The following is a 15,979-nucleotide window of genomic DNA, read 5'->3' as shown; positions in this document are numbered from 1 at the left end:
CGCCCGGGGAGGGGACCCCCGGCAACATCATCGGGAGTATTCGCCGATGGGTTAATAGCCGCCCGGCCGTCATAGGGCTCGCAGGGTGAGCAATCTATGGAAGAAGCAGAGCAGATCCGGTCGGAACTCCTCGTCGAACGCGTCTTTGACGCCCCACGCGGCGGCCACTTCGGCGCCATGGAAGATCCGGAGTTGCTCGCAAACGGTATACGTGCACTCTTCCGCACCATTATGCAGGGTTAGCGTCTTTCCCGGGCCTATCGTCCGGCGGCGGCACGATCCGGTGGACCCTCCCCGTCTTCCCGGCCGGCCCCCGGCTCTTCGCGGTCAGGACGTAGAGTTCGTGCTCCGCGTCCTCCCCGAACGCGAGGACGTATGCTCCCACGGTCCGGCTCCCGGCCACCTCGACCTCACCAAACTCCCACATCCTGTTGGGGTCTTTTGGCGGCGTCGCGGCGAAGATGATCCCCTCGCCGTCGGCCCCCGCCCGGTTCCACTCCGCAAAGACGTAGCGCCCGAAGAGCCGGGGAATCGCCCTCCCCCGGTAGACGTAGCCGCCGATGACGACCTGCCCGATGCCGCCGGGCTGCTTGGCGTTCGGGTACTCGATGATCGCATCGATCAGGGGCTCGCCGCGGCGGCCGGTCCGGGGCACGTCTGCCGGCGACTCGCGGGGGTTTTCGGGATCGAAGGCATGGTTGCCTTCCCGGAGGTTCCAGCCGTGGTTGCCGCCCGCAACAATGATCTTCACCGACTCCCAGAGGTACTGCCCGGCATCGGCGGCAAAGAGCCGGTGCTCCCCTCCGGCGTCGAACGTCATCCTCCACGGGTTGCGGAGGCCGTAGGCGTAGATCTCGTCCCGCCCTTCTCTTCCGACGAAGGGGTTGTCTCCCGGGATGCCATAGGGCTCCGCGCCGTCGATATCGATCCGCAGAATGCTCCCGAGCAGCGTGGTGATATCCTGCCCGTTTCCCCCCGGCGGGTGGCCTCTCCCGACGTCGCGGGCACCGCCGCCGTCGCCGAGCGGGATGTAGAGACAGCCGTCGGGGCCGAAGACGATCGAGCCGCCGTTGTGGTTCGCCTGCGGCTGGTCGACCTCCAGGATCACCCGCTCCGAACCGGGGTCCGCCCGGTCGGGGGTGGAGACAGAGAACTCCGATATTCGGCTCGTGTGGTCCCAGCCCTCCGGCGCACCGGCCCGGAGCGGGGCGCTATAGTAGACGAAGAACCTGCCGTTCTCCGCGAACCGTGGGTGAAACGCGAGGCCGAGCAGTCCGCGCTCGTCGTAGCCGGTGCGGAGGTCGACGACCCGGTCGGTGATGTCGAGGAACGGCCGGTGATCGTTCCCATCGATGACCCGGACGGTGCCCGGGAGGTCCGCAACGAAGAGCCGGCCGGTCCCGTCGCCGGGAGACGCGAGCGCGACGGGCATGGTGAACTCTCCGGCGACCGGCTCAAGGCCCACGCGTTCCGGAACGATCGCTCCGGGGATATTCTGATCGATGATCCCACCTCAAGGGTGATGGATCGGGCGGCAGCACTTAAAAGTACCCGAATCCGGGGCAAAAAGAGAATATCAGAAGTATGTCCCGCCCTTCTCGAACGCTTCCCGCCGCTCGCGTGCCATCTGCTGCAACCGCTCCTCCACCTCCGGGGCGCCGAGGACATACCCCTTCCAGAGGTCGGTGTAGGGTTCCTCGGGCACGACGATGATCCCCTTATGTTCAGCGACCCGGTCAAGGATGAGCGCCGCCGCTTTATCGGCGGGATACGCGTCGTCGGGGATCCGCAGTTCGCCGCGGGCCTGCCCGTCGATCCCCTTGTTGAAGATCGGGGTCGCGATGTTTGCCGGGCAGATCGTCGAGAAGTAGAGCCCTTTATCCGCATACTCGTACTTCAGGCTCTCGGTAAGGCCGGTGACGCCGTACTTCGTCAGGGAGTAGAGCGCCTGGAACGGGGGCGGAACGATGCCCGCTATCGAACTGGTGTTCACGACGTGCCCGAACCCCTGTTTGAGCATGATCGGTACGGCGGCATGGACGCCGTAGACGACGCTCCAGATGTTGGTGTCGATGATCGCCTTCCAGTCCTCAAGGGTGGCCGCCTCGAACGGGATGGTCCCCCCGACGCCTGCGTTGTTGAAGAGGAAATCCAGCCTGCCCGCCTCTGCCGCCGTATCCTCGATACCTTTCCGCACCTGCTCCTGCTTCGTGACGTCCACAACAAGCGGGCGTGCCCGATCCCCGTAGGCGGAGAGCCGGGCGACGGCCGCGGCAACCTTCTCCCGGCTGCGGCCGGCCATGTAGACGACGGCTCCCCGTTTTAAGAGTTCTTCGCTGATCGCATACCCGATCCCGGAGTTCGCACCGGTGACGAGGCAGACCTTGCCCGTATAGTAATCCGAATCCACCATGATCCCTGCCTTTATTCGATCACCCTCGCGCCCATCGCGCGAAGGATGGCTCTTCCCTCGACCAGTACCGCCTGCGTCACCCGTTTTATCGGCAGGGACGCGAGGCTGTTGACGATGTAGTACTGGGCCGGACTCTGCATCGGGGTCAGTTCGGTCCACTTCAGGCTGCCCTTTCCAACCTCTGCCGTCTCCACCTCCATGCCCTGGGGGTAGAGGACGAACTGGGAGAGTTCCGCTCCCGGAGCGCCGACTTTCGGGATGTACCGCCACCCGAGGGTGTTCATGGTGAGGAACTGCGACTTCAGGGCATCGAGATCCCGCCCGGTGATCGATCCCGTGGCCTCGAAGTCCATGTTGAGGAAGGTGTTGCCCTCGTAGCTGACGGTCGTCGCAAAGTGGGGCCGGACGATGTGCAGGTCTTCGATATCCGCATAGATCTTCGGGATGCCGGTCTGTTCCCGCCCCCCGAGGATGGGTGCGGTCTTGTTCTCCCAGACCACCAGCGTGTAGGCGCCGTCGAGCTCGTCCTTCTTCCCGTGGAACCGGACCGGTGCCGCCACGTTGATCAGGTTGTACTGGCCGCCGTGCAGCCAGTTGATCTCGGTGAATTTGTTGAACGCAACCTGCACCTCGGGCGCCAGGAGTTCGAACCCCTCGGGAATGTAGTTCTCAAGGAGGTCTCTCTCGGTCTCGAAACTGAGGGAGAGGGCGGTCGCCTTCTGCGTGACCAGGGTTTCCGGGTCGAATTTGCCGCCCCCGAAGTGGACCGGCATCAGATACGTAAAATCGTCCTGCGGTCGGAACATAATGTTCTCCAATCAGTTTCATGCCATCCCATTAGGCATATACCTTTTGAATATTACTTCTCCTGCACCGGATTTAGAAAAGCCATCATATTAAACCCTAATATGCCAACCGGGGCAACTTTCGCGCCCCACCACTACATTGCCGGATCAGCGCCGTAATACGGCAAATATATCGAGAACGGGTTCCGCTCATGGTTCGGCAGAGCCAACAGGGGACGGAATACAAACGTATAAATAAATTATAAATTTAGATCATGGTATTCACTCAACCGGCGATAATTATCCGTCGGTCTCCGTATAGAACCGGGGAGATGCAATTATGGGACATTCCAGCCAGCCGGGAGAGGAGAGCAATCCAGTCGCGAGAGCGGAATCCGATCTCTCCCTCGAGGTCGTCATCCTGCTCGTCTTCGGGGTATTTATGTCCCTCTTCGGCCTGCTGCTCTTCAGGATTCATGCGGGCGAACTGCCGTATGCCCCGGACAGCACCTACGGGCTTTTTCTCGTGATCGTCTCGTTCCAGGTAATCACGATGGGAAAGACCCCGTTCGGCGATCTCCGGCGTTCGTGGGCGGTCATCCTTCTCGGGGTCTGCACGGCGGTCGTCGGGATGGCCGCCTGCTTCGTTCCCGGACTGCTGGCCGGGCCGGTTCGCATCCTCGTCGGCACACTCCTCTTTGCGGGGGGGATCGCTCTTCTCGCGCAGTTGTTCCTCTCCGAAGATAAAGCCCGGCTGTGGCTGAAAGTCTCCGGAATACTCCGGCACCTGACGATCGCCTGCATCATCGTGTACGTGATGTCGATAATCCTCGGCCTCGTCACGCTCCTTCCCGGCATCACCACCGACCCACAGACCGCGGTCCTCCTCATCATCTACGGCATCGGCTTCTTCTACCTTGCCTGGTGCATCCAGAAGGTCGGCCGGTTGTATCCGCAGGAGGGATCGGCGTGACCGATCCCCGGACAACCGGCGGCACCGGCCTGTTCAAAGAGGCATCCCTCCCCCTCTCGATTGCCCTGGTCATCCCGGTCGGCGTGCTGCTGGTGCTCCTTGGGCTGCTGCTCATCCCGGTGAACCTGGGGATGCTCCCGTTCTCCCCGGACGGCCAGCTCGGCCTGCTGCTCGTCATCATGGCCGTCCAGATGCTGGCCCTGGGGGAGACCCCGATGGGCCAGTACAAACGCTCACGGCTGCTGATCGTCATCGGGATCGCATTCGCCGCCATGGGGATCTTCTCCTGCATCGTTCCGGGCATCCTGACCGGCGTGATCCGGGTGCTCCTCGCGATCCTCAACATCGCCGGGGGAGCGATTCTCCTCACGAAGCGGTTCCTCCCGATGCTGCACGCTGCAGCCGAACCGGCCCCTCTCCCGCCCATCCTCAAACGGCTCCTGGTCACCCTGACGGTCTTGAACGTCGTGGCGATCGCGTTCGGCATCAGCATGCTGCTGCCGGGCCTCGTCCCGGGGATGGTCATTGCGGGGATCGTCGTGATCAACGGCCTGCTCCTCTTCGTCCTGGTATCCATCCTCTTAAAGATCGGTTAGTCCGGGTATCTTCAGGACTGTTTCAAGAGGGGCGGGAGCCCCGGACGCCACCCTCTACGTCCCCGCGGGTGTGAAGATACCCGGCGTCGAAGAGACGGACGAGCCGGGCAGGATATTCACCGCCCGGCATCGAAGGCGCAGATCCCGTTTCGTAACTTTCGACGTAGCCGTCAGGTCAACCCGGGCCCCGCTCCTCCTCCATTCTTTTCGCCTTCATCTCCTTCGCCCGGCCGATGAGGTACTCAAGTTCAACGAGTCCCACGGCGCTCCCGCAGGCGCCCCTGTTGCACGCCTCGTCGTGCAGCCTCCAGCACTCCTGCTCGATCCGCTTGAGGTCGTCCATCGAATAGCGATGGTATCGGGCAAGGATCTCGTTATGCTCACGGACGAACGCGGCGATCTCCTCGAGGAGAGCCATTCGATCCGCTCTCACCGTCGTTTCCGGCGAACCTGCCGTACACCGGCCTGCCCCGGACGTGGTGCGCTCCATATTACGCCCTCACCGTACGAGGAGTTATCCTTTCCGGAAACGACGGGAGCCACCTTCACCGGCAGGGATGCGGGCCGGAGCCGGTCATTCCCGGCTGATCCGCGAGAATATCTCCTTCACGCCGCCCGAAACGGTGAAGGCCACGCCCTGCACCCAGACCGTAAAGAAATCCAGGGCGACGGATGCGAGCGACTCTTGCGGGAACATGCGGTTACGCACGTTCCGCAGCGAAAAGCATGCGAGCAGCATCCACACGGTCGCAACGAGCCCCTGGCCGACCATCGAGATCCAGAGCCCGAGGGTGGCGAAGACCAGCGCCATGCTGTAACCGAGGATGCTCGTGAAGAGCGCCGTGAATAAGTTCAGCACGGCGCCGCGCGACAGCACGTCGCGGAGCTGCGGCAGGAGCATGACCGCGAAGAGTACCGTGATGCCGGTAATTGCAAAATCCTGCCAGCTCGTTTTGATCACGCCGTCCCGTGCACACGCGGTGCAGCCTGAAGATATCGACCTCCGGACATATCAGTCCACCAGATCCGGGGGCGCAGGATATATATCCTGCAAATGACAGGGGTGACCATGAAGCAGATCGCCATCAACGCGCTCGTCGACATCGGATGCCTGATCACGTTCATTCCCTCGGTCATTTCGGGACTCGTGCTCTATCTTGTCCTGCCTTCCGGAGGCGGGCGGGGCAGCGGATGGGAACTGTTCCTCGACATCCCCCGCAGCCAGTGGGTTGTCATGCACGACAACTCGAGTCTCGTGTTTGCCGCCCTGATAATCGTCCACCTGCTCCTGCACTGGAAGTTCTTCCGGCATATCGACAGGTATCTCACCCGGGATACGACGAACAATACGCAATCGGAAGGCGGCCAATAGCCCCGGAACACGCGGCCTACCGGCCTTCTCCCAGGGCCTTGACCATCGTGTAGTAGTCCAGCCTTTTCCCGTTTCTGACGGGGATGTAATCCTCGCATTCCGTCGCGTACCCGAGCAGGTCATAGAACCGTTTCGACGGCAGCGAAGCGGAGAGATCGACTCTCCCGATGCCGCGGCGGATCGCCTCGCTCTCCAGGGCATGCATCAGGAGGGCGCCGTATCCCCTGCGCTGGCGGGAAGGGTGCACGAAGACCCGTTTGATCGTCGTGCCGAGCAGGGTTCCGGTGCCGGCGATCCGGCCGCCGGGTGCGAGGACAAAGGTGCAGCCCCGGGTTGCATCCAGAAGGATCTGCTCCACGGTATGGTACTCGAGGAAGTAATCTATCGCTTCCCGCGGGTAGCTTTTTGCATACGAAACTTCTATCGTCTCGACGACGAGCCTGCTCACGTCCTCGATGTCCCCAGGAAGGAACCTCCGGAGCGGAATATCCTCCATGATCCTCGCGAGAGAGATAGCGCTTCCTGCGGGATAATCGTTCCGGGGCAGCCGCTCACGTCATTCCCCGGACCGGGTCATCGACGCGAGCCAGGCATGGTGTCCTTCGGGCTGGATGCTGTTCTCGAAGATCGCCGGGCGGATGTAGTTGATCCGCCACCCGTCCCGGAAGGCATCCCGTATCTCTCCCTCCGCGATCCTTCTCGGCAGAGGGTATTCGCCGGGATTCTGGTCGCCAAAGCAGAGCATGAAGTACCTCCCGCCGGGCGCGAGAACGGCCGCGAGGTTATCCACGAAGACCGGCCGGTCTTCGTCGGAGAGGGTATGAAAAAACCCGGAGTCGATGACGGTGTCGAACGTCCGCTCAAGCCCGGAGAGGTCCAGTGCGTCCCGGACGAGAAACTGCGCCTGCAGCCCTCTTCCGGCAGCCTTCTCTTCGGCTTTGCGGATCGCAAGAGCGGCGGTGTCGATCCCGAGCACCTCATGCCCTTCCTCCGCAAAAAAGAGGACATGGTCCCCCGTTCCGCACCCCACGTCCAGGACGGAGCCGGTAACCTCTCCCGCCCGGGCAAGCTCGACGAACGCCTTCTGGGGCCGGCCGATCTCCCAGGGGGGCGTGCCGTGGTAGACCGAGTCGAAGAGATCCATGCAGTACTGTTGATCCGGGAATGATTTAACCGGTTCTGCGCGATTCGAACAGGTAGAACCGGATAGCAATTCCGGGTGCACGAGCCATACGGATCCGGCCGCAGCCGGGGGCGCGGGCAGCCACTTCCGTATCTTCGTGAAGTGCTTCTCCCGCCGGATACCTGCTTTGAAGGATCTGCCTCGACACCGTCACCCTGCCCGCCCCCAAACGCCCTCACGCCGACAACCGGGCCTGGAGCCCCGGCACCAGCTCCTCCGACTTCGTGATCCCCCGGACGATCCCGGCGACGACCGCTCTCTCTTCCGGCTGCAACTTTAAGTAATACAGCCGCGTGTCGTTCGCTTCGACGATTGCCACGGCGTCCGCGACCGGTTTTAGGAACCGCTCGAACCCGGCGCCCCCGAACGCGACGATCCCGCGAACGGCGCTTTTGATCACGCCGACCCGCCCCTCACTGATAATCCCTTTCAGGAAACCCGCCGTGATCCGCCGCACCGTGCCCGGGTCCAGGTCTTCCGCGTGCCCGTATGCCTCATCTATCAGGGAGAGGCCGTTCGCCTCGTTTCCGCTCAGGAGTTCCTCCCGTGCGCGATCGAGCGAAAGCCGCGCCATTTGCGCCCGCGTCACGGCGGCATACGACGGCTCCCGCCCGTGCCAGGCCTCCAGGAACTCGATGAGAGCACCCACGCGGTCCCGGCCGGCCGGTCTGCGCATCGCCCGCCAGAACCAGAAGAGGCGATCCCGGACCTCGTACGACGTCCTCTTCCTCATCGGGCGGGAGACGACGTAGCCGTCCGCCTCCAGCCTCCGGAGCTGCGCGGTCACCGTCGCCGGGTTCAGCCGGGCACGCTCCGCGATATCCTTCGGCGTAAGGGGGGTATCCGCGCTGAGGACGGTATCGAAGATGAGCCTCCGCTGCCCGGGAAGCCTCCCGAACACCTCCCGGTAGTAGGGCGTCTGCTCGTCCGTCATCCTGAAGAAGACCGCCGCCATACACCCGGTTCCGCATCGAGAGACGGCCTCATACGCCTGGACGGCCAGCCGCGGGCTGCCGCCGGCGAGGTGCAGCAGCCCCTCGATGCCGGGCTCGTAATCGGGGAAGTTCTCGACGAACGCGGTGTTGCCGTCCAGCCGTGCGACCCTCTTCATGAGTTCCTTCGCTTCGGCAATTTCGAGTCCCCGGAGGTGAAAGACCCGGAAGAAGTTGTAGAACGGCTCGTCGTGGTCCGCAACCCCGGGGAAGAGCGACGGTGCCGACGCGACCATCGAGAAGAGATCCGTCCGCTGGAATACCGACCGCAGCGCCCGGATCTCGCCCTTATCCATCTGGTTGAAGAGTTCGTGCACGTTATCGACGAACACCGCGATCTGTCTTCCAGCGGCCGCTTCAGCGAGGGTATCGACCGCGGCGTCCCGGACCAGGGGGTCGTCGTCGAGCGCGGTGATCGTTGAAGTCTCGATCCCCATCTCCTCGAGCACCCGGAGGAAGAAGTCGGACGCCCTGAATATCGAGTACTCCTCCTCCGCGAGCTTCACGGGGATGATTCGCCCGGGGAGCTCGTCGCGGACCCGGTGGTAGAGCAGGCTCAGCAGGTGGGATTTGCCGGCGCCGCGGGAGCCGACCAGGAGGAAGAACCGCGGCGTTCCGCTCCGGGACGCCCGGTCCAGGTCTTCCAGCATCTCCCCGAGGAGGTTCTCCCGGCCGACGAGGAGGTATTGGAGCGTCTCGTTATCCAGCGCCCCGGGGAAGTAGCGGTAGACGGCTGCGTTACCCGGTGCCGGCATGGTAGATCCTCCACCAGTCCCGGAGCATCTTCGAGTAGAACCGCAGCTCGCCGGGGGTATCCATGGCGACGTAAAAATCGTGGTTCAACTGCGCCAGCAGCGCCAAAAACGCATCTTCGCTCTCCGATGCGGTGCTCCGCCTGAAGATATCGTAGGCGATGGCCGCGGGCAGGGATTCTGCGGCGCTCACCCGGCTCAAGATGGCGCGTGCGGCTTTTGCTTCCTGATCGGAGTAGGTGATCCGGAGACGGCGCGAGTAGTGCTCGAAGTAGTGGCGCCCCTCGCTGCCGAGGATTCGTTTGTTGTAAACCCGATCGACCAGCGCCGGGGAGGGAGCGCCGCCGGAGATCTCGATCTCCTCCTTCAGGCCGGAGAGGACGATCATGAGGAAGTAGGGGATGCAGGGGTCGCCCACGCAATCGAGGACGGCCCGCCCGGTCTCCGGGGAATACTCCCACCCTTCATCCTGAAAAACACGTTCGACGACGGACAGGGCGACGTCCTCCTCGAACCCGCCGATGCCGATCCTCCGGAAGTCGTTGATGACCGGGGTTCCGCCGACGCCGTAGACGACGTGGTCGATGCTGACCGAGCCCCCGACGATGAACCTCACCCCTGCCGAAACCTGGCGCAGCCGCCGGAACCAGTGCAGGAACGTTCTCGCGTCGTCGGCCTCCATGTTCTGTATCGCAACCGGGAACTCGTCGAGGATGATGCAGACCGGGCGGTCGATCTCTGCAAAGATCGTATCCAGTTTCCTCGCCTTCTCGAGCCAGTCGTCCGAGAACTCCGCCCGGAGACGGCTGCGGAGTTTTGCCCTGAAGACCGGGGTCTCAATCTCGTCGACGCTCTCCTGCAGCCGGGCGAACGCCTTCTCGAGCGCCGAGAAGATCCGGGTCTTGTGGTTTGCTCCCCCGCACTCGACGAGCGCCGTAACGAGATCGGTGATGAACTCTCCCGGCGAGTTGACGCTCTCGACCTCGAGGAAGACGCACGGCTTGTGTCTGCTCGCGAGGTCTCTTTCGATCTTTCGCATGATCGAGGTCTTGCCGAACCGCCGGGGGGCGACGAGCATGACGTGGTCTTTCTCGATCGTGTCCAGGATGAACGCGGTCTCGCGCTCGCGGTCGATGAAGTCGTCTCCCGTTGCGGGACTTCCTACAGGCAACATGGTGCACCCAATGAGAGTGTTGTATAACAGATATGTTATATAACGATTTTGTTATGTTACTGGGATCCGGGAGGGCGGCTCATAGTACTGGTGAAAAATCAGAGGCCGCACCGGTTCAGGAGCGGGCCGCCTCCAATAGAATAGTTTATTTTTCCAGCGTCTGGATCTGGATGAGATTGCCGCAGGTGTCGTCGAAGACCGCTATGATCACCCGGTCGACAACTTCCGTCGGCTCCATCGTGAACTTCACGCCCTGTGCTTTCAGCCTCTCGTATTCCGCATGGGTGTCTTCGACACCAAAGGACGCGGCGGGGAGCTCCTGTTCGAATATCCCTTTCTGGTATGCCCGGACTACCGGGTTATCGTTCAGCTCGAGCAGCAGCTCGGTTCCGTTCGGGTCGTCGGGGGAGACGACGGTAAGCCACCGGTAGCCTTCGGCAGAAATGTCGCTCTTCTTCACAAAGCCCAGTGTTTCGGTGTAGAAGTTCAGAGCCCTCTCCTGGTCGTCGACAAATACCCTGGTCAGTATGATCTTCATGGTCGTCCCTATTCGGAGAACCACATGTAGGTTTCGGCAACCGGTTGGTCCGAATCATCCCCGGACTGAAGCGTATTCCTGAAGGTATGCAGCAGCCAGGTCGTATGCCGAACACACCTTCTCCCGCTCAATCTCCGGCACGCCGCATGCCACGATGTGCACCGTCGTTGTGGCGAGGGTGATCTTTGTCGCATCCGAGTCGCGGTACGGGTAGACGGCGACGATCGCATCCTCATCCGCCAGGATAACCTGGTTCGTATGGAGCGTGACGGGTGCGGCCATCCCGATGCCGAGGAACGCTTCCCCCTCTTCTGCAAACCTCATAACGAGCTCCCCGCCCAGGGTATCGGCGTCGAACGCCGCAATGGGGATTCCGGTGCGAATTGAGGCCAGATTATAGGCATCCACCGCGGTGTTGATCGCCGGGAGCATCTTCCCGCCCAGGATCCTTCGGACAAGCGCTTCCGAGGCGGGCCGCGTCTTGGTCGGATCGACGCCCACCCTCCAGAAGAAGTCCCTGTACGCCCTGAAAAGGGGTTCATCCTTGACCCGCTCGAGCGTATACCGTTCTCTTGCCAGACGGACGGTCTCGTCTTTCAGGGCATTTAGGGCCGGACTCTTCTCCTGAACCGACAGCCGCCCGACATCGCCTTCTGCAACCGAGAGGCCGGGGAATGTGGCGAGAATCTCCTTATGCATCTCCATGGCTCGTACCGTTCCTGCTGAAACAAGGAAACATCTCCATGCTGCCCCGGGGAAACGAACCGTTCCGGCGATGGAGATGCTCGCGTCAACGTTTCTGCCTTCAACCGTATTGACCTTTATTCCGCTCCGGCCGATTCGGACGCGGGGTCGGGCGGCTGCGGATAGGGTCGTCGACGATCCGGAAAAGAGAGCGTCGTCCTGCCTGATCGACGCACCTCCGCGAGGATAACGATCTCTCCGGCCCCAGACCCCCTGTCACGAAGGGAGCAGGAGCGTGGCCCCTCTCGATGAGGGGCGCCGGGGCAGGGCAACTATAATCTGCCTGGAACTCCCACATACGCATATCTGGAGTGTGCGGCATGGGAGTACAGTACATTTGCGATGCAGACGGGAGGAAGACCGACGTTATCGTGCCCATCGATCTCTGGGAGAGCCTGACCGCCGAAAAGCCTGCAGATGAACCGATCGGGGTTGCCGAGCCCGCGAGATACCGGGGCATATACCGGGACCGGGATCTCGACCTGGAAACCGAGGCCCGAAACTTGCGGAACGAGTGGAACCGGACATGAAACGGTACCTGCTCGATACGAACATCCTCATCTAGTACCTCGCAGACGCCATTCCGCCGGAGAGGGTGGGCGAGATAGAAGATATGCTCACCTCTTCGTTCCGGATCTCGATCATCACGAAGATCGAGTTTCTCGGCTGGAAGAAGCATACCCCGGAGGGATACGCGCTGGCCCGGGACTTCATCCGCTCGGCGGAAGTATATCCTCTGACCGATAGGATTGCCGACCGTGCCGTTCACCTGCGCCGAACGTGCGGGATGAAACTCCCCGATGCGGTCATTGCCGCCACTACCCTCACGCATGAGTGCGCGCTCGTCACCCGGAACGGGAGTGATTTTTCCGGGATCTGCGCACTTGAAATCGTAAACCCGTTCGTCTGTGAGTAAGACGGGCAAGGTGGCGCCCGCACGGATCGGATATATCATTCGGGAATATACCGTTGTGAACAGGCACTGAGCCGGCATGACCTGCAGGGGGTGTTGCAATGAGGAATTTGCGGTATCGTATCCTCCTCCGGAAGGCGGATATACCGTCATCGTGCCGAGCCTCGCCCGTGCTTGCGTCACCTTCGGGGGGATCGTTGAAGAGGCGACAGCGATGGCACGAGAGGCCGCCCGGGTCTATTGTTAAGGGGCTCCTGGAGAAGGGCGAGGAGAGTCCGGCTCCGCTACGATCCCGACGAGGTGGCCGCGGCCTGTGCAGGCCAGGAAGACCTCCGGATCCTGCCCGCGGCCCGTAATTTTGACCGTTAATCATTACCGGAGTTTTGTCCGGTGCGTTTGTACCAGGCCGGACCGCTTCACCTTTCAAAAGACTGATGACGGAGCGCGGTAATACTGACAGTAGCATAAGGATGAGGGGCGAGCGAATGGCTGAACGCAGGTTAACGGAGAAGTCCCGTGAGGCAATCGTTCGTATACTCACCCGGAACGGTGCCGACTGGATTGCAGTCTTCGGCTCCTATGCCCGGGGAGATGCCGGCGCAGCAAGTGATATCGACATCCTGGTCAGGTTCGCCCGCACAAAGAGTCTCTTCCAGCTTGTTCGAATCGAGGATGAACTCCGGCGTGCTCTCGGGAGAGACGTGGATCTTGTCAACGAGAACGCCGTGAGCCCTTACCTTGCCGATGCAATATACCGTGATGCCGTGGTGATCTATGACGCCGGAGGACCCCGCATATCTCCGCCACATCCTTGATGCCATCATAAGCATCGAGGATTTCTCCAAAGGAATTTCGTCGGCGCAGGACCTCCGGAACCGCCGGCTGGAACGCGCCGGGATCGAGCGCATGTCGACCATTATCGGCGAGGCGGCAAAGAAGATCTCCCCGGAGTTGCGCGAGAGTTATCCGGGGGCTCCCTGGAGAGAGGCCGCGGGGATGCGGGATAAAATCATCCATCACTACTTCGGTGTGGACTACGAAGCGGTATTCCTGACCATACAGGACGATCTCCCCATGCTCAAGCGGGAGATCCGGTCCATCCTCGACGAGGTCGACCGCATCCGTTCCACCGGGTAGCATCGCGAAGGTGCAGGCCACGCCGGGTACGCACACGATCTCTCCGTCGGGGAGGACAGGATCCTCAACGGCCGGCAACTTCTTTTGCAGAACCCGGGATAGGAGATCCGGTTCTCCAAAGTGAGTGCCGGACCGGGTGGCGTCTCACCGGAAAAACCCGGATCGATCGTCAACCGGATCCTGCCCGGGATCCGTGATCCCGGCCCGTACCTCCAGGATCGTGGTTTCCGGCAAAGTAACGTTTATATAATGCCCGTTGTCTAATCCGGAGCCATTGGCTCACCCTTTTAACCCCCGGCTCCCGAGGATGGTGCATGCGCCGGGAACCATCCCGGTGCGTGAGGTACAGAACCATGCAGCACGAAACCAGAAGAACCGAGTCGAAAACCAGCGGCGGCAGCCCGAACCTGAAGTGTGACCGCACCGTCGGCCAGGCCGCCACTGGTACATCTTCACCGGAAGAGATAAACGTCTCCCCGGTGCCGCTCTTCCTCGTCCCGCGAGCGGTCGCGGACGAGATCCGGCGGCACGGGAGGGCGGTGCGGGAGATCAACGTCAGAAGGACCCGGAACCACCAGTACGCGATCAGCGTCGAGCGGGGGCGGCCATGACCCCAGAGCCGGGCACGCTCGCCTGTACCGCTGCGGGGGGGCTCATCGTCCACGTCGAGGCGGAGCGTTACCGGATCACACCCGAGGATGTGAGGGCACTCATCTTCTTCGGCCGCCCGGCTCAGGTGGTGCGGGAGCGGCATGAAGGTGGGACCGGATTGACGATCGAGGGGTATGCGGCGGTGAATCCGGCAGGCAGAGCGCTGGTGATCCGGACCCGGACGGGGGCCTGGATCGTCCCGCTTGTTTCGTTCCGGCGGGTGGCGTGCGGGGAGGCAGTCTCCGCCCCGCTCTTCCCCTCGTGTGGGACTGCCCAATGCGCGGTGAAGTTCGCCGGGCGATCAAGGTCCTCGCCGACGGCGGATACATGATGCGATATGGTAGCGCGACGACTGCCGCCGCCGGAATTCCGGCAGAACGGCCAGCAGTTCGTCCAGGTTCTGTGGCGCCCGGGACGAGACCTGGTGATAGGTGCTCAAACGAGGGACCTGGTGGGGACCAAGTTGGGACTAAGTGGGGACCAAGTCGAAGTGTTGCGCACCTGTGTGGCGGAGACGTCGATCTCCGAACTTATGGACGTTACAGGGAGGACGAACCGCACCAAGTTCAGGAACTCCGTGCTGAAACCAATGATGCAGGCAGGGTTGATCGAGATGACCGTCCCGGACAGGCCCCGGAGCAGCAACCAGAAGTACCGGATCACTGAGAGGGGCCGTGCCCTGCTTGCCGGGAGGGATACGCCGTGACCGCCTGCACTACCCGGCCCGCAGGCGTCGGTGCGCTACGAGATCCCGAAGGAGGTGGCAGCGGAGGCGATCGTGAACGCCGTCGCCCACCGCGACTACACCGGCCAGCGTCCAGGTGATGCTCTTCTCCGACCGCCTGGAGATCTGGAACCCTGGTACCCTCCCGCCGTCCCTCTCGAAAAACTCCGGCAGGCTCACGGGTCGGTTGCCGGCGAACCCCCTCCTCACCGAACCGATGATGGCACGGGAGGCAATTGAACTCTACATTGAGGGCATGCTAGCGAGAGGTGAGGAAATCCCCACCGAGGAAGGGCTCCTGGAATACACCCTCACCGTCGAGGCCCATGCCTGAACTTCCGGCGCTCACGGCCCGGAAAGCCGTTAAGATTCTGGAAAAGAAGGGGTTTGGTGACAGGAGGACGTTATCCTCTACCGACCGCCACGTAGATTGCTGAAGACCGTGACGGCGGAATAGGGAGCCCATCCTCCCGGAGCCCTTCGATGTGGAACTCAATCGCTTCGTGCATCCGCTCTTCCACTTCCTCGCGGGTCGCTCCGGTCGCCACGCACCGACGGCGAGATCCGGGGAGTATGCCGAGTAGTTGCCGTCGGTCTGCTCGACGATGACAAGAAATCGATACATTATTCAATCCTTTCAGCCCTGCCTGTTTGAGAACGCTGTTCAGCGTTCCTGGAGCGAGATCGTCCGCCGGTTATTCCAGCAATAACAGATCCTTCAACAGAACGCTTATCGCTTCCATATCTTCGACCGAACATCGCCCGATCTTTTTGACGAAACGGTCTTCTGAGAGGGCAACGATCTGGAAGACCAGCGCCGCACTGTTGGAGGAGAGCCCGTTCTGTGAACTCTTCTCGATGCCGTAGGTGTGCGGGAACGAAAAAGCCGCCGGAGTCGTCGTGAGCGGAACCACGATTGTCATCCCCCCGTAAGAGACGGCGAGCACCACGGCGGGCCGGAGCCCGCTCTGCTCGTGCCCCCGTGCGTCGGTGAGATCGACGAACCAGATATCGCCCCTGCTCCGGCCCATC

24 protein-coding genes are annotated in these 15,979 nt (G+C 62.1%); 12 read left to right on the top strand and 12 right to left on the bottom strand.

Annotation, left to right across the window (positions count from 1 at the left end):
* Positions 1 to 96: 96 nt before the first annotated feature.
* A complete protein-coding gene (locus tag MEMAR_RS13110) occupies positions 97 to 243 on the top strand; it encodes a hypothetical protein (RefSeq protein ID WP_187147938.1) in 147 nt (48 codons plus the stop codon).
* Here MEMAR_RS13110 and MEMAR_RS05545 read toward each other — a convergent pair.
* From MEMAR_RS05545 to MEMAR_RS05535, 3 genes are all read right to left on the bottom strand, one after another.
* Positions 230 to 1,465 (bottom strand): PQQ-dependent sugar dehydrogenase, encoded by a 1,236-nt coding sequence (locus tag MEMAR_RS05545; RefSeq protein ID WP_143706331.1) that lies wholly within the window; start codon positions 1,463 to 1,465, stop codon positions 230 to 232. The genes MEMAR_RS13110 and MEMAR_RS05545 overlap by 14 nt on opposite strands.
* A gap of 111 nt (positions 1,466 to 1,576) precedes the next feature.
* Positions 1,577 to 2,413 carry an SDR family NAD(P)-dependent oxidoreductase gene (locus MEMAR_RS05540; protein ID WP_011843972.1) on the bottom strand — a complete coding sequence of 279 codons (837 nt, stop codon included), beginning with the start codon at positions 2,411 to 2,413 and terminating at the stop codon, positions 1,577 to 1,579.
* Between the two features lie 11 nt (positions 2,414 to 2,424).
* Positions 2,425 to 3,219, bottom strand: coding sequence for an acetoacetate decarboxylase family protein (locus MEMAR_RS05535; RefSeq protein ID WP_011843971.1), 795 nt, complete (start codon positions 3,217 to 3,219; stop codon positions 2,425 to 2,427).
* A 319-nt stretch (positions 3,220 to 3,538) separates the two neighbouring features.
* On the opposite strand from MEMAR_RS05535, the gene MEMAR_RS05530 reads away from it, so the two are divergent.
* Both MEMAR_RS05530 and MEMAR_RS05525 read left to right on the top strand, forming a co-directional pair.
* The gene (locus MEMAR_RS05530) at positions 3,539 to 4,171 is read left to right on the top strand and encodes a hypothetical protein (RefSeq protein WP_011843970.1); all 633 of its coding nucleotides are present in this window, start codon (positions 3,539 to 3,541) and stop codon (positions 4,169 to 4,171) included.
* Positions 4,168 to 4,767 (top strand): hypothetical protein, encoded by a 600-nt coding sequence (locus MEMAR_RS05525; protein ID WP_011843969.1) that lies wholly within the window; start codon positions 4,168 to 4,170, stop codon positions 4,765 to 4,767. Before MEMAR_RS05530 ends, MEMAR_RS05525 begins: the two co-directional genes overlap by 4 nt.
* Before the next feature lie 175 nt (positions 4,768 to 4,942).
* On the opposite strand, the gene MEMAR_RS05520 is transcribed toward MEMAR_RS05525, so the two are convergent.
* Complete coding sequence (locus tag MEMAR_RS05520; protein ID WP_011843968.1) at positions 4,943 to 5,257, bottom strand: hypothetical protein; 315 nt, start codon at positions 5,255 to 5,257, stop codon at positions 4,943 to 4,945.
* Positions 5,258 to 5,341: 84 nt separating this feature from the next.
* Positions 5,342 to 5,728, bottom strand: a complete 387-nt coding sequence (locus tag MEMAR_RS05515; RefSeq protein ID WP_011843967.1) for an ACT domain-containing protein — start codon at positions 5,726 to 5,728, stop codon at positions 5,342 to 5,344.
* A gap of 108 nt (positions 5,729 to 5,836) precedes the next feature.
* Here MEMAR_RS05515 and MEMAR_RS05510 point away from each other — a divergent pair, with 108 nt between their 5' ends.
* A complete protein-coding gene (locus MEMAR_RS05510; protein WP_011843966.1) occupies positions 5,837 to 6,139 on the top strand; it encodes a DUF4405 domain-containing protein in 303 nt (100 codons plus the stop codon).
* 16 nt (positions 6,140 to 6,155) lie between these two features.
* On the opposite strand, the gene MEMAR_RS05505 is transcribed toward MEMAR_RS05510, so the two are convergent.
* From MEMAR_RS05505 to MEMAR_RS05480, 6 genes are all read right to left on the bottom strand, one after another.
* Positions 6,156 to 6,635, bottom strand: a complete 480-nt coding sequence (locus MEMAR_RS05505; RefSeq protein ID WP_011843965.1) for a GNAT family N-acetyltransferase — start codon at positions 6,633 to 6,635, stop codon at positions 6,156 to 6,158.
* A 60-nt stretch (positions 6,636 to 6,695) separates the two neighbouring features.
* Positions 6,696 to 7,283 carry a class I SAM-dependent methyltransferase gene (locus MEMAR_RS05500; protein WP_011843964.1) on the bottom strand — a complete coding sequence of 196 codons (588 nt, stop codon included), beginning with the start codon at positions 7,281 to 7,283 and terminating at the stop codon, positions 6,696 to 6,698.
* Between the two features lie 214 nt (positions 7,284 to 7,497).
* Positions 7,498 to 9,069, bottom strand: a complete 1,572-nt coding sequence (locus MEMAR_RS05495) for an AAA family ATPase (RefSeq protein ID WP_011843963.1) — start codon at positions 9,067 to 9,069, stop codon at positions 7,498 to 7,500.
* Positions 9,053 to 10,240, bottom strand: a complete 1,188-nt coding sequence (locus MEMAR_RS05490) for an ATP-binding protein (RefSeq protein ID WP_011843962.1) — start codon at positions 10,238 to 10,240, stop codon at positions 9,053 to 9,055. Before MEMAR_RS05490 ends, MEMAR_RS05495 begins: the two co-directional genes overlap by 17 nt.
* A 145-nt stretch (positions 10,241 to 10,385) precedes the next feature.
* Positions 10,386 to 10,778: a VOC family protein gene (locus tag MEMAR_RS05485; RefSeq protein WP_011843961.1), complete on the bottom strand. Its 393-nt coding sequence runs from the start codon at positions 10,776 to 10,778 to the stop codon at positions 10,386 to 10,388.
* Between the two features lie 54 nt (positions 10,779 to 10,832).
* Positions 10,833 to 11,477, bottom strand: coding sequence for a B3/B4 domain-containing protein (locus MEMAR_RS05480; RefSeq protein ID WP_245526659.1), 645 nt, complete (start codon positions 11,475 to 11,477; stop codon positions 10,833 to 10,835).
* A gap of 365 nt (positions 11,478 to 11,842) precedes the next feature.
* Here MEMAR_RS05480 and MEMAR_RS05475 point away from each other — a divergent pair, with 365 nt between their 5' ends.
* From MEMAR_RS05475 to MEMAR_RS05440, 8 genes are all read left to right on the top strand, one after another.
* A complete protein-coding gene (locus tag MEMAR_RS05475) occupies positions 11,843 to 12,052 on the top strand; it encodes a hypothetical protein (RefSeq protein WP_011843958.1) in 210 nt (69 codons plus the stop codon).
* A gap of 65 nt (positions 12,053 to 12,117) precedes the next feature.
* Entirely contained in the window at positions 12,118 to 12,438 is a 321-nt protein-coding gene (locus MEMAR_RS05470; RefSeq protein ID WP_222702455.1) for a type II toxin-antitoxin system VapC family toxin, read from the top strand.
* A gap of 431 nt (positions 12,439 to 12,869) precedes the next feature.
* Positions 12,870 to 13,250: a type VII toxin-antitoxin system MntA family adenylyltransferase antitoxin gene (mntA, locus tag MEMAR_RS05465; protein WP_245526658.1), complete on the top strand. Its 381-nt coding sequence runs from the start codon at positions 12,870 to 12,872 to the stop codon at positions 13,248 to 13,250.
* Positions 13,210 to 13,572 carry a HepT-like ribonuclease domain-containing protein gene (locus MEMAR_RS05460; RefSeq protein WP_011843955.1) on the top strand — a complete coding sequence of 121 codons (363 nt, stop codon included), beginning with the start codon at positions 13,210 to 13,212 and terminating at the stop codon, positions 13,570 to 13,572. Before mntA ends, MEMAR_RS05460 begins: the two co-directional genes overlap by 41 nt.
* 353 nt (positions 13,573 to 13,925) lie before the next feature.
* A complete protein-coding gene (locus tag MEMAR_RS05455) occupies positions 13,926 to 14,183 on the top strand; it encodes a hypothetical protein (protein WP_245526657.1) in 258 nt (85 codons plus the stop codon).
* Positions 14,180 to 14,554, top strand: a complete 375-nt coding sequence (locus tag MEMAR_RS05450) for a hypothetical protein (RefSeq protein ID WP_011843952.1) — start codon at positions 14,180 to 14,182, stop codon at positions 14,552 to 14,554. Before MEMAR_RS05455 ends, MEMAR_RS05450 begins: the two co-directional genes overlap by 4 nt.
* Positions 14,555 to 14,713: 159 nt before the next feature.
* The gene (locus tag MEMAR_RS12940) at positions 14,714 to 14,929 is read left to right on the top strand and encodes a Fic family protein (RefSeq protein ID WP_143706330.1); all 216 of its coding nucleotides are present in this window, start codon (positions 14,714 to 14,716) and stop codon (positions 14,927 to 14,929) included.
* A gap of 118 nt (positions 14,930 to 15,047) precedes the next feature.
* Positions 15,048 to 15,281, top strand: coding sequence for a hypothetical protein (locus tag MEMAR_RS05440; RefSeq protein ID WP_048063760.1), 234 nt, complete (start codon positions 15,048 to 15,050; stop codon positions 15,279 to 15,281).
* A 361-nt stretch (positions 15,282 to 15,642) separates the two neighbouring features.
* On the opposite strand, the gene MEMAR_RS05435 is transcribed toward MEMAR_RS05440, so the two are convergent.
* The gene (locus MEMAR_RS05435; RefSeq protein WP_011843949.1) at positions 15,643 to 15,978 is read right to left on the bottom strand and encodes a type II toxin-antitoxin system PemK/MazF family toxin; all 336 of its coding nucleotides are present in this window, start codon (positions 15,976 to 15,978) and stop codon (positions 15,643 to 15,645) included.
* Position 15,979: the final 1 nt, after the last annotated feature.

The organism is Methanoculleus marisnigri JR1 (genome assembly GCF_000015825.1).
Taxonomy (GTDB): Archaea; Halobacteriota; Methanomicrobia; order Methanomicrobiales; family Methanoculleaceae; genus Methanoculleus; species Methanoculleus marisnigri.
Note: the sequence above shows the minus strand (reverse complement) of the source record. Positions and strands in the feature narration are given on the sequence as shown.

Excerpts from the sequence above, each read along its gene's own strand:
- MEMAR_RS05520 (WP_011843968.1), bottom strand. The coding sequence starts at position 5,257 with ATGGAGCGCACCACGTCCGGGGCAGGCCGGTGTACGGCAGGTTCGCCG.
- MEMAR_RS05500 (WP_011843964.1), bottom strand. The coding sequence starts at position 7,283 with ATGGATCTCTTCGACTCGGTCTACCACGGCACGCCCCCCTGGGAGATC.
- MEMAR_RS05480 (WP_245526659.1), bottom strand. The coding sequence starts at position 11,477 with ATGCATAAGGAGATTCTCGCCACATTCCCCGGCCTCTCGGTTGCAGAA.
- MEMAR_RS05460 (WP_011843955.1), top strand. The coding sequence starts at position 13,210 with ATGACGCCGGAGGACCCCGCATATCTCCGCCACATCCTTGATGCCATC.
- MEMAR_RS05530 (WP_011843970.1), top strand. The coding sequence starts at position 3,539 with ATGGGACATTCCAGCCAGCCGGGAGAGGAGAGCAATCCAGTCGCGAGA.
- MEMAR_RS05455 (WP_245526657.1), top strand. The coding sequence starts at position 13,926 with ATGCAGCACGAAACCAGAAGAACCGAGTCGAAAACCAGCGGCGGCAGC.
- MEMAR_RS05475 (WP_011843958.1), top strand. The coding sequence starts at position 11,843 with ATGGGAGTACAGTACATTTGCGATGCAGACGGGAGGAAGACCGACGTT.
- MEMAR_RS05505 (WP_011843965.1), bottom strand. The coding sequence starts at position 6,635 with ATGGAGGATATTCCGCTCCGGAGGTTCCTTCCTGGGGACATCGAGGAC.
- MEMAR_RS13110 (WP_187147938.1), top strand. The coding sequence starts at position 97 with ATGGAAGAAGCAGAGCAGATCCGGTCGGAACTCCTCGTCGAACGCGTC.
- MEMAR_RS05495 (WP_011843963.1), bottom strand. The coding sequence starts at position 9,069 with ATGCCGGCACCGGGTAACGCAGCCGTCTACCGCTACTTCCCCGGGGCG.
- MEMAR_RS05485 (WP_011843961.1), bottom strand. The coding sequence starts at position 10,778 with ATGAAGATCATACTGACCAGGGTATTTGTCGACGACCAGGAGAGGGCT.
- MEMAR_RS05535 (WP_011843971.1), bottom strand. The coding sequence starts at position 3,219 with ATGTTCCGACCGCAGGACGATTTTACGTATCTGATGCCGGTCCACTTC.
- MEMAR_RS05510 (WP_011843966.1), top strand. The coding sequence starts at position 5,837 with ATGAAGCAGATCGCCATCAACGCGCTCGTCGACATCGGATGCCTGATC.
- MEMAR_RS05435 (WP_011843949.1), bottom strand. The coding sequence starts at position 15,978 with ATGGGCCGGAGCAGGGGCGATATCTGGTTCGTCGATCTCACCGACGCA.
- MEMAR_RS05540 (WP_011843972.1), bottom strand. The coding sequence starts at position 2,413 with ATGGTGGATTCGGATTACTATACGGGCAAGGTCTGCCTCGTCACCGGT.
- MEMAR_RS05450 (WP_011843952.1), top strand. The coding sequence starts at position 14,180 with ATGACCCCAGAGCCGGGCACGCTCGCCTGTACCGCTGCGGGGGGGCTC.
- mntA (WP_245526658.1), top strand. The coding sequence starts at position 12,870 with ATGACGGAGCGCGGTAATACTGACAGTAGCATAAGGATGAGGGGCGAG.
- MEMAR_RS05440 (WP_048063760.1), top strand. The coding sequence starts at position 15,048 with ATGCTCTTCTCCGACCGCCTGGAGATCTGGAACCCTGGTACCCTCCCG.
- MEMAR_RS05490 (WP_011843962.1), bottom strand. The coding sequence starts at position 10,240 with ATGTTGCCTGTAGGAAGTCCCGCAACGGGAGACGACTTCATCGACCGC.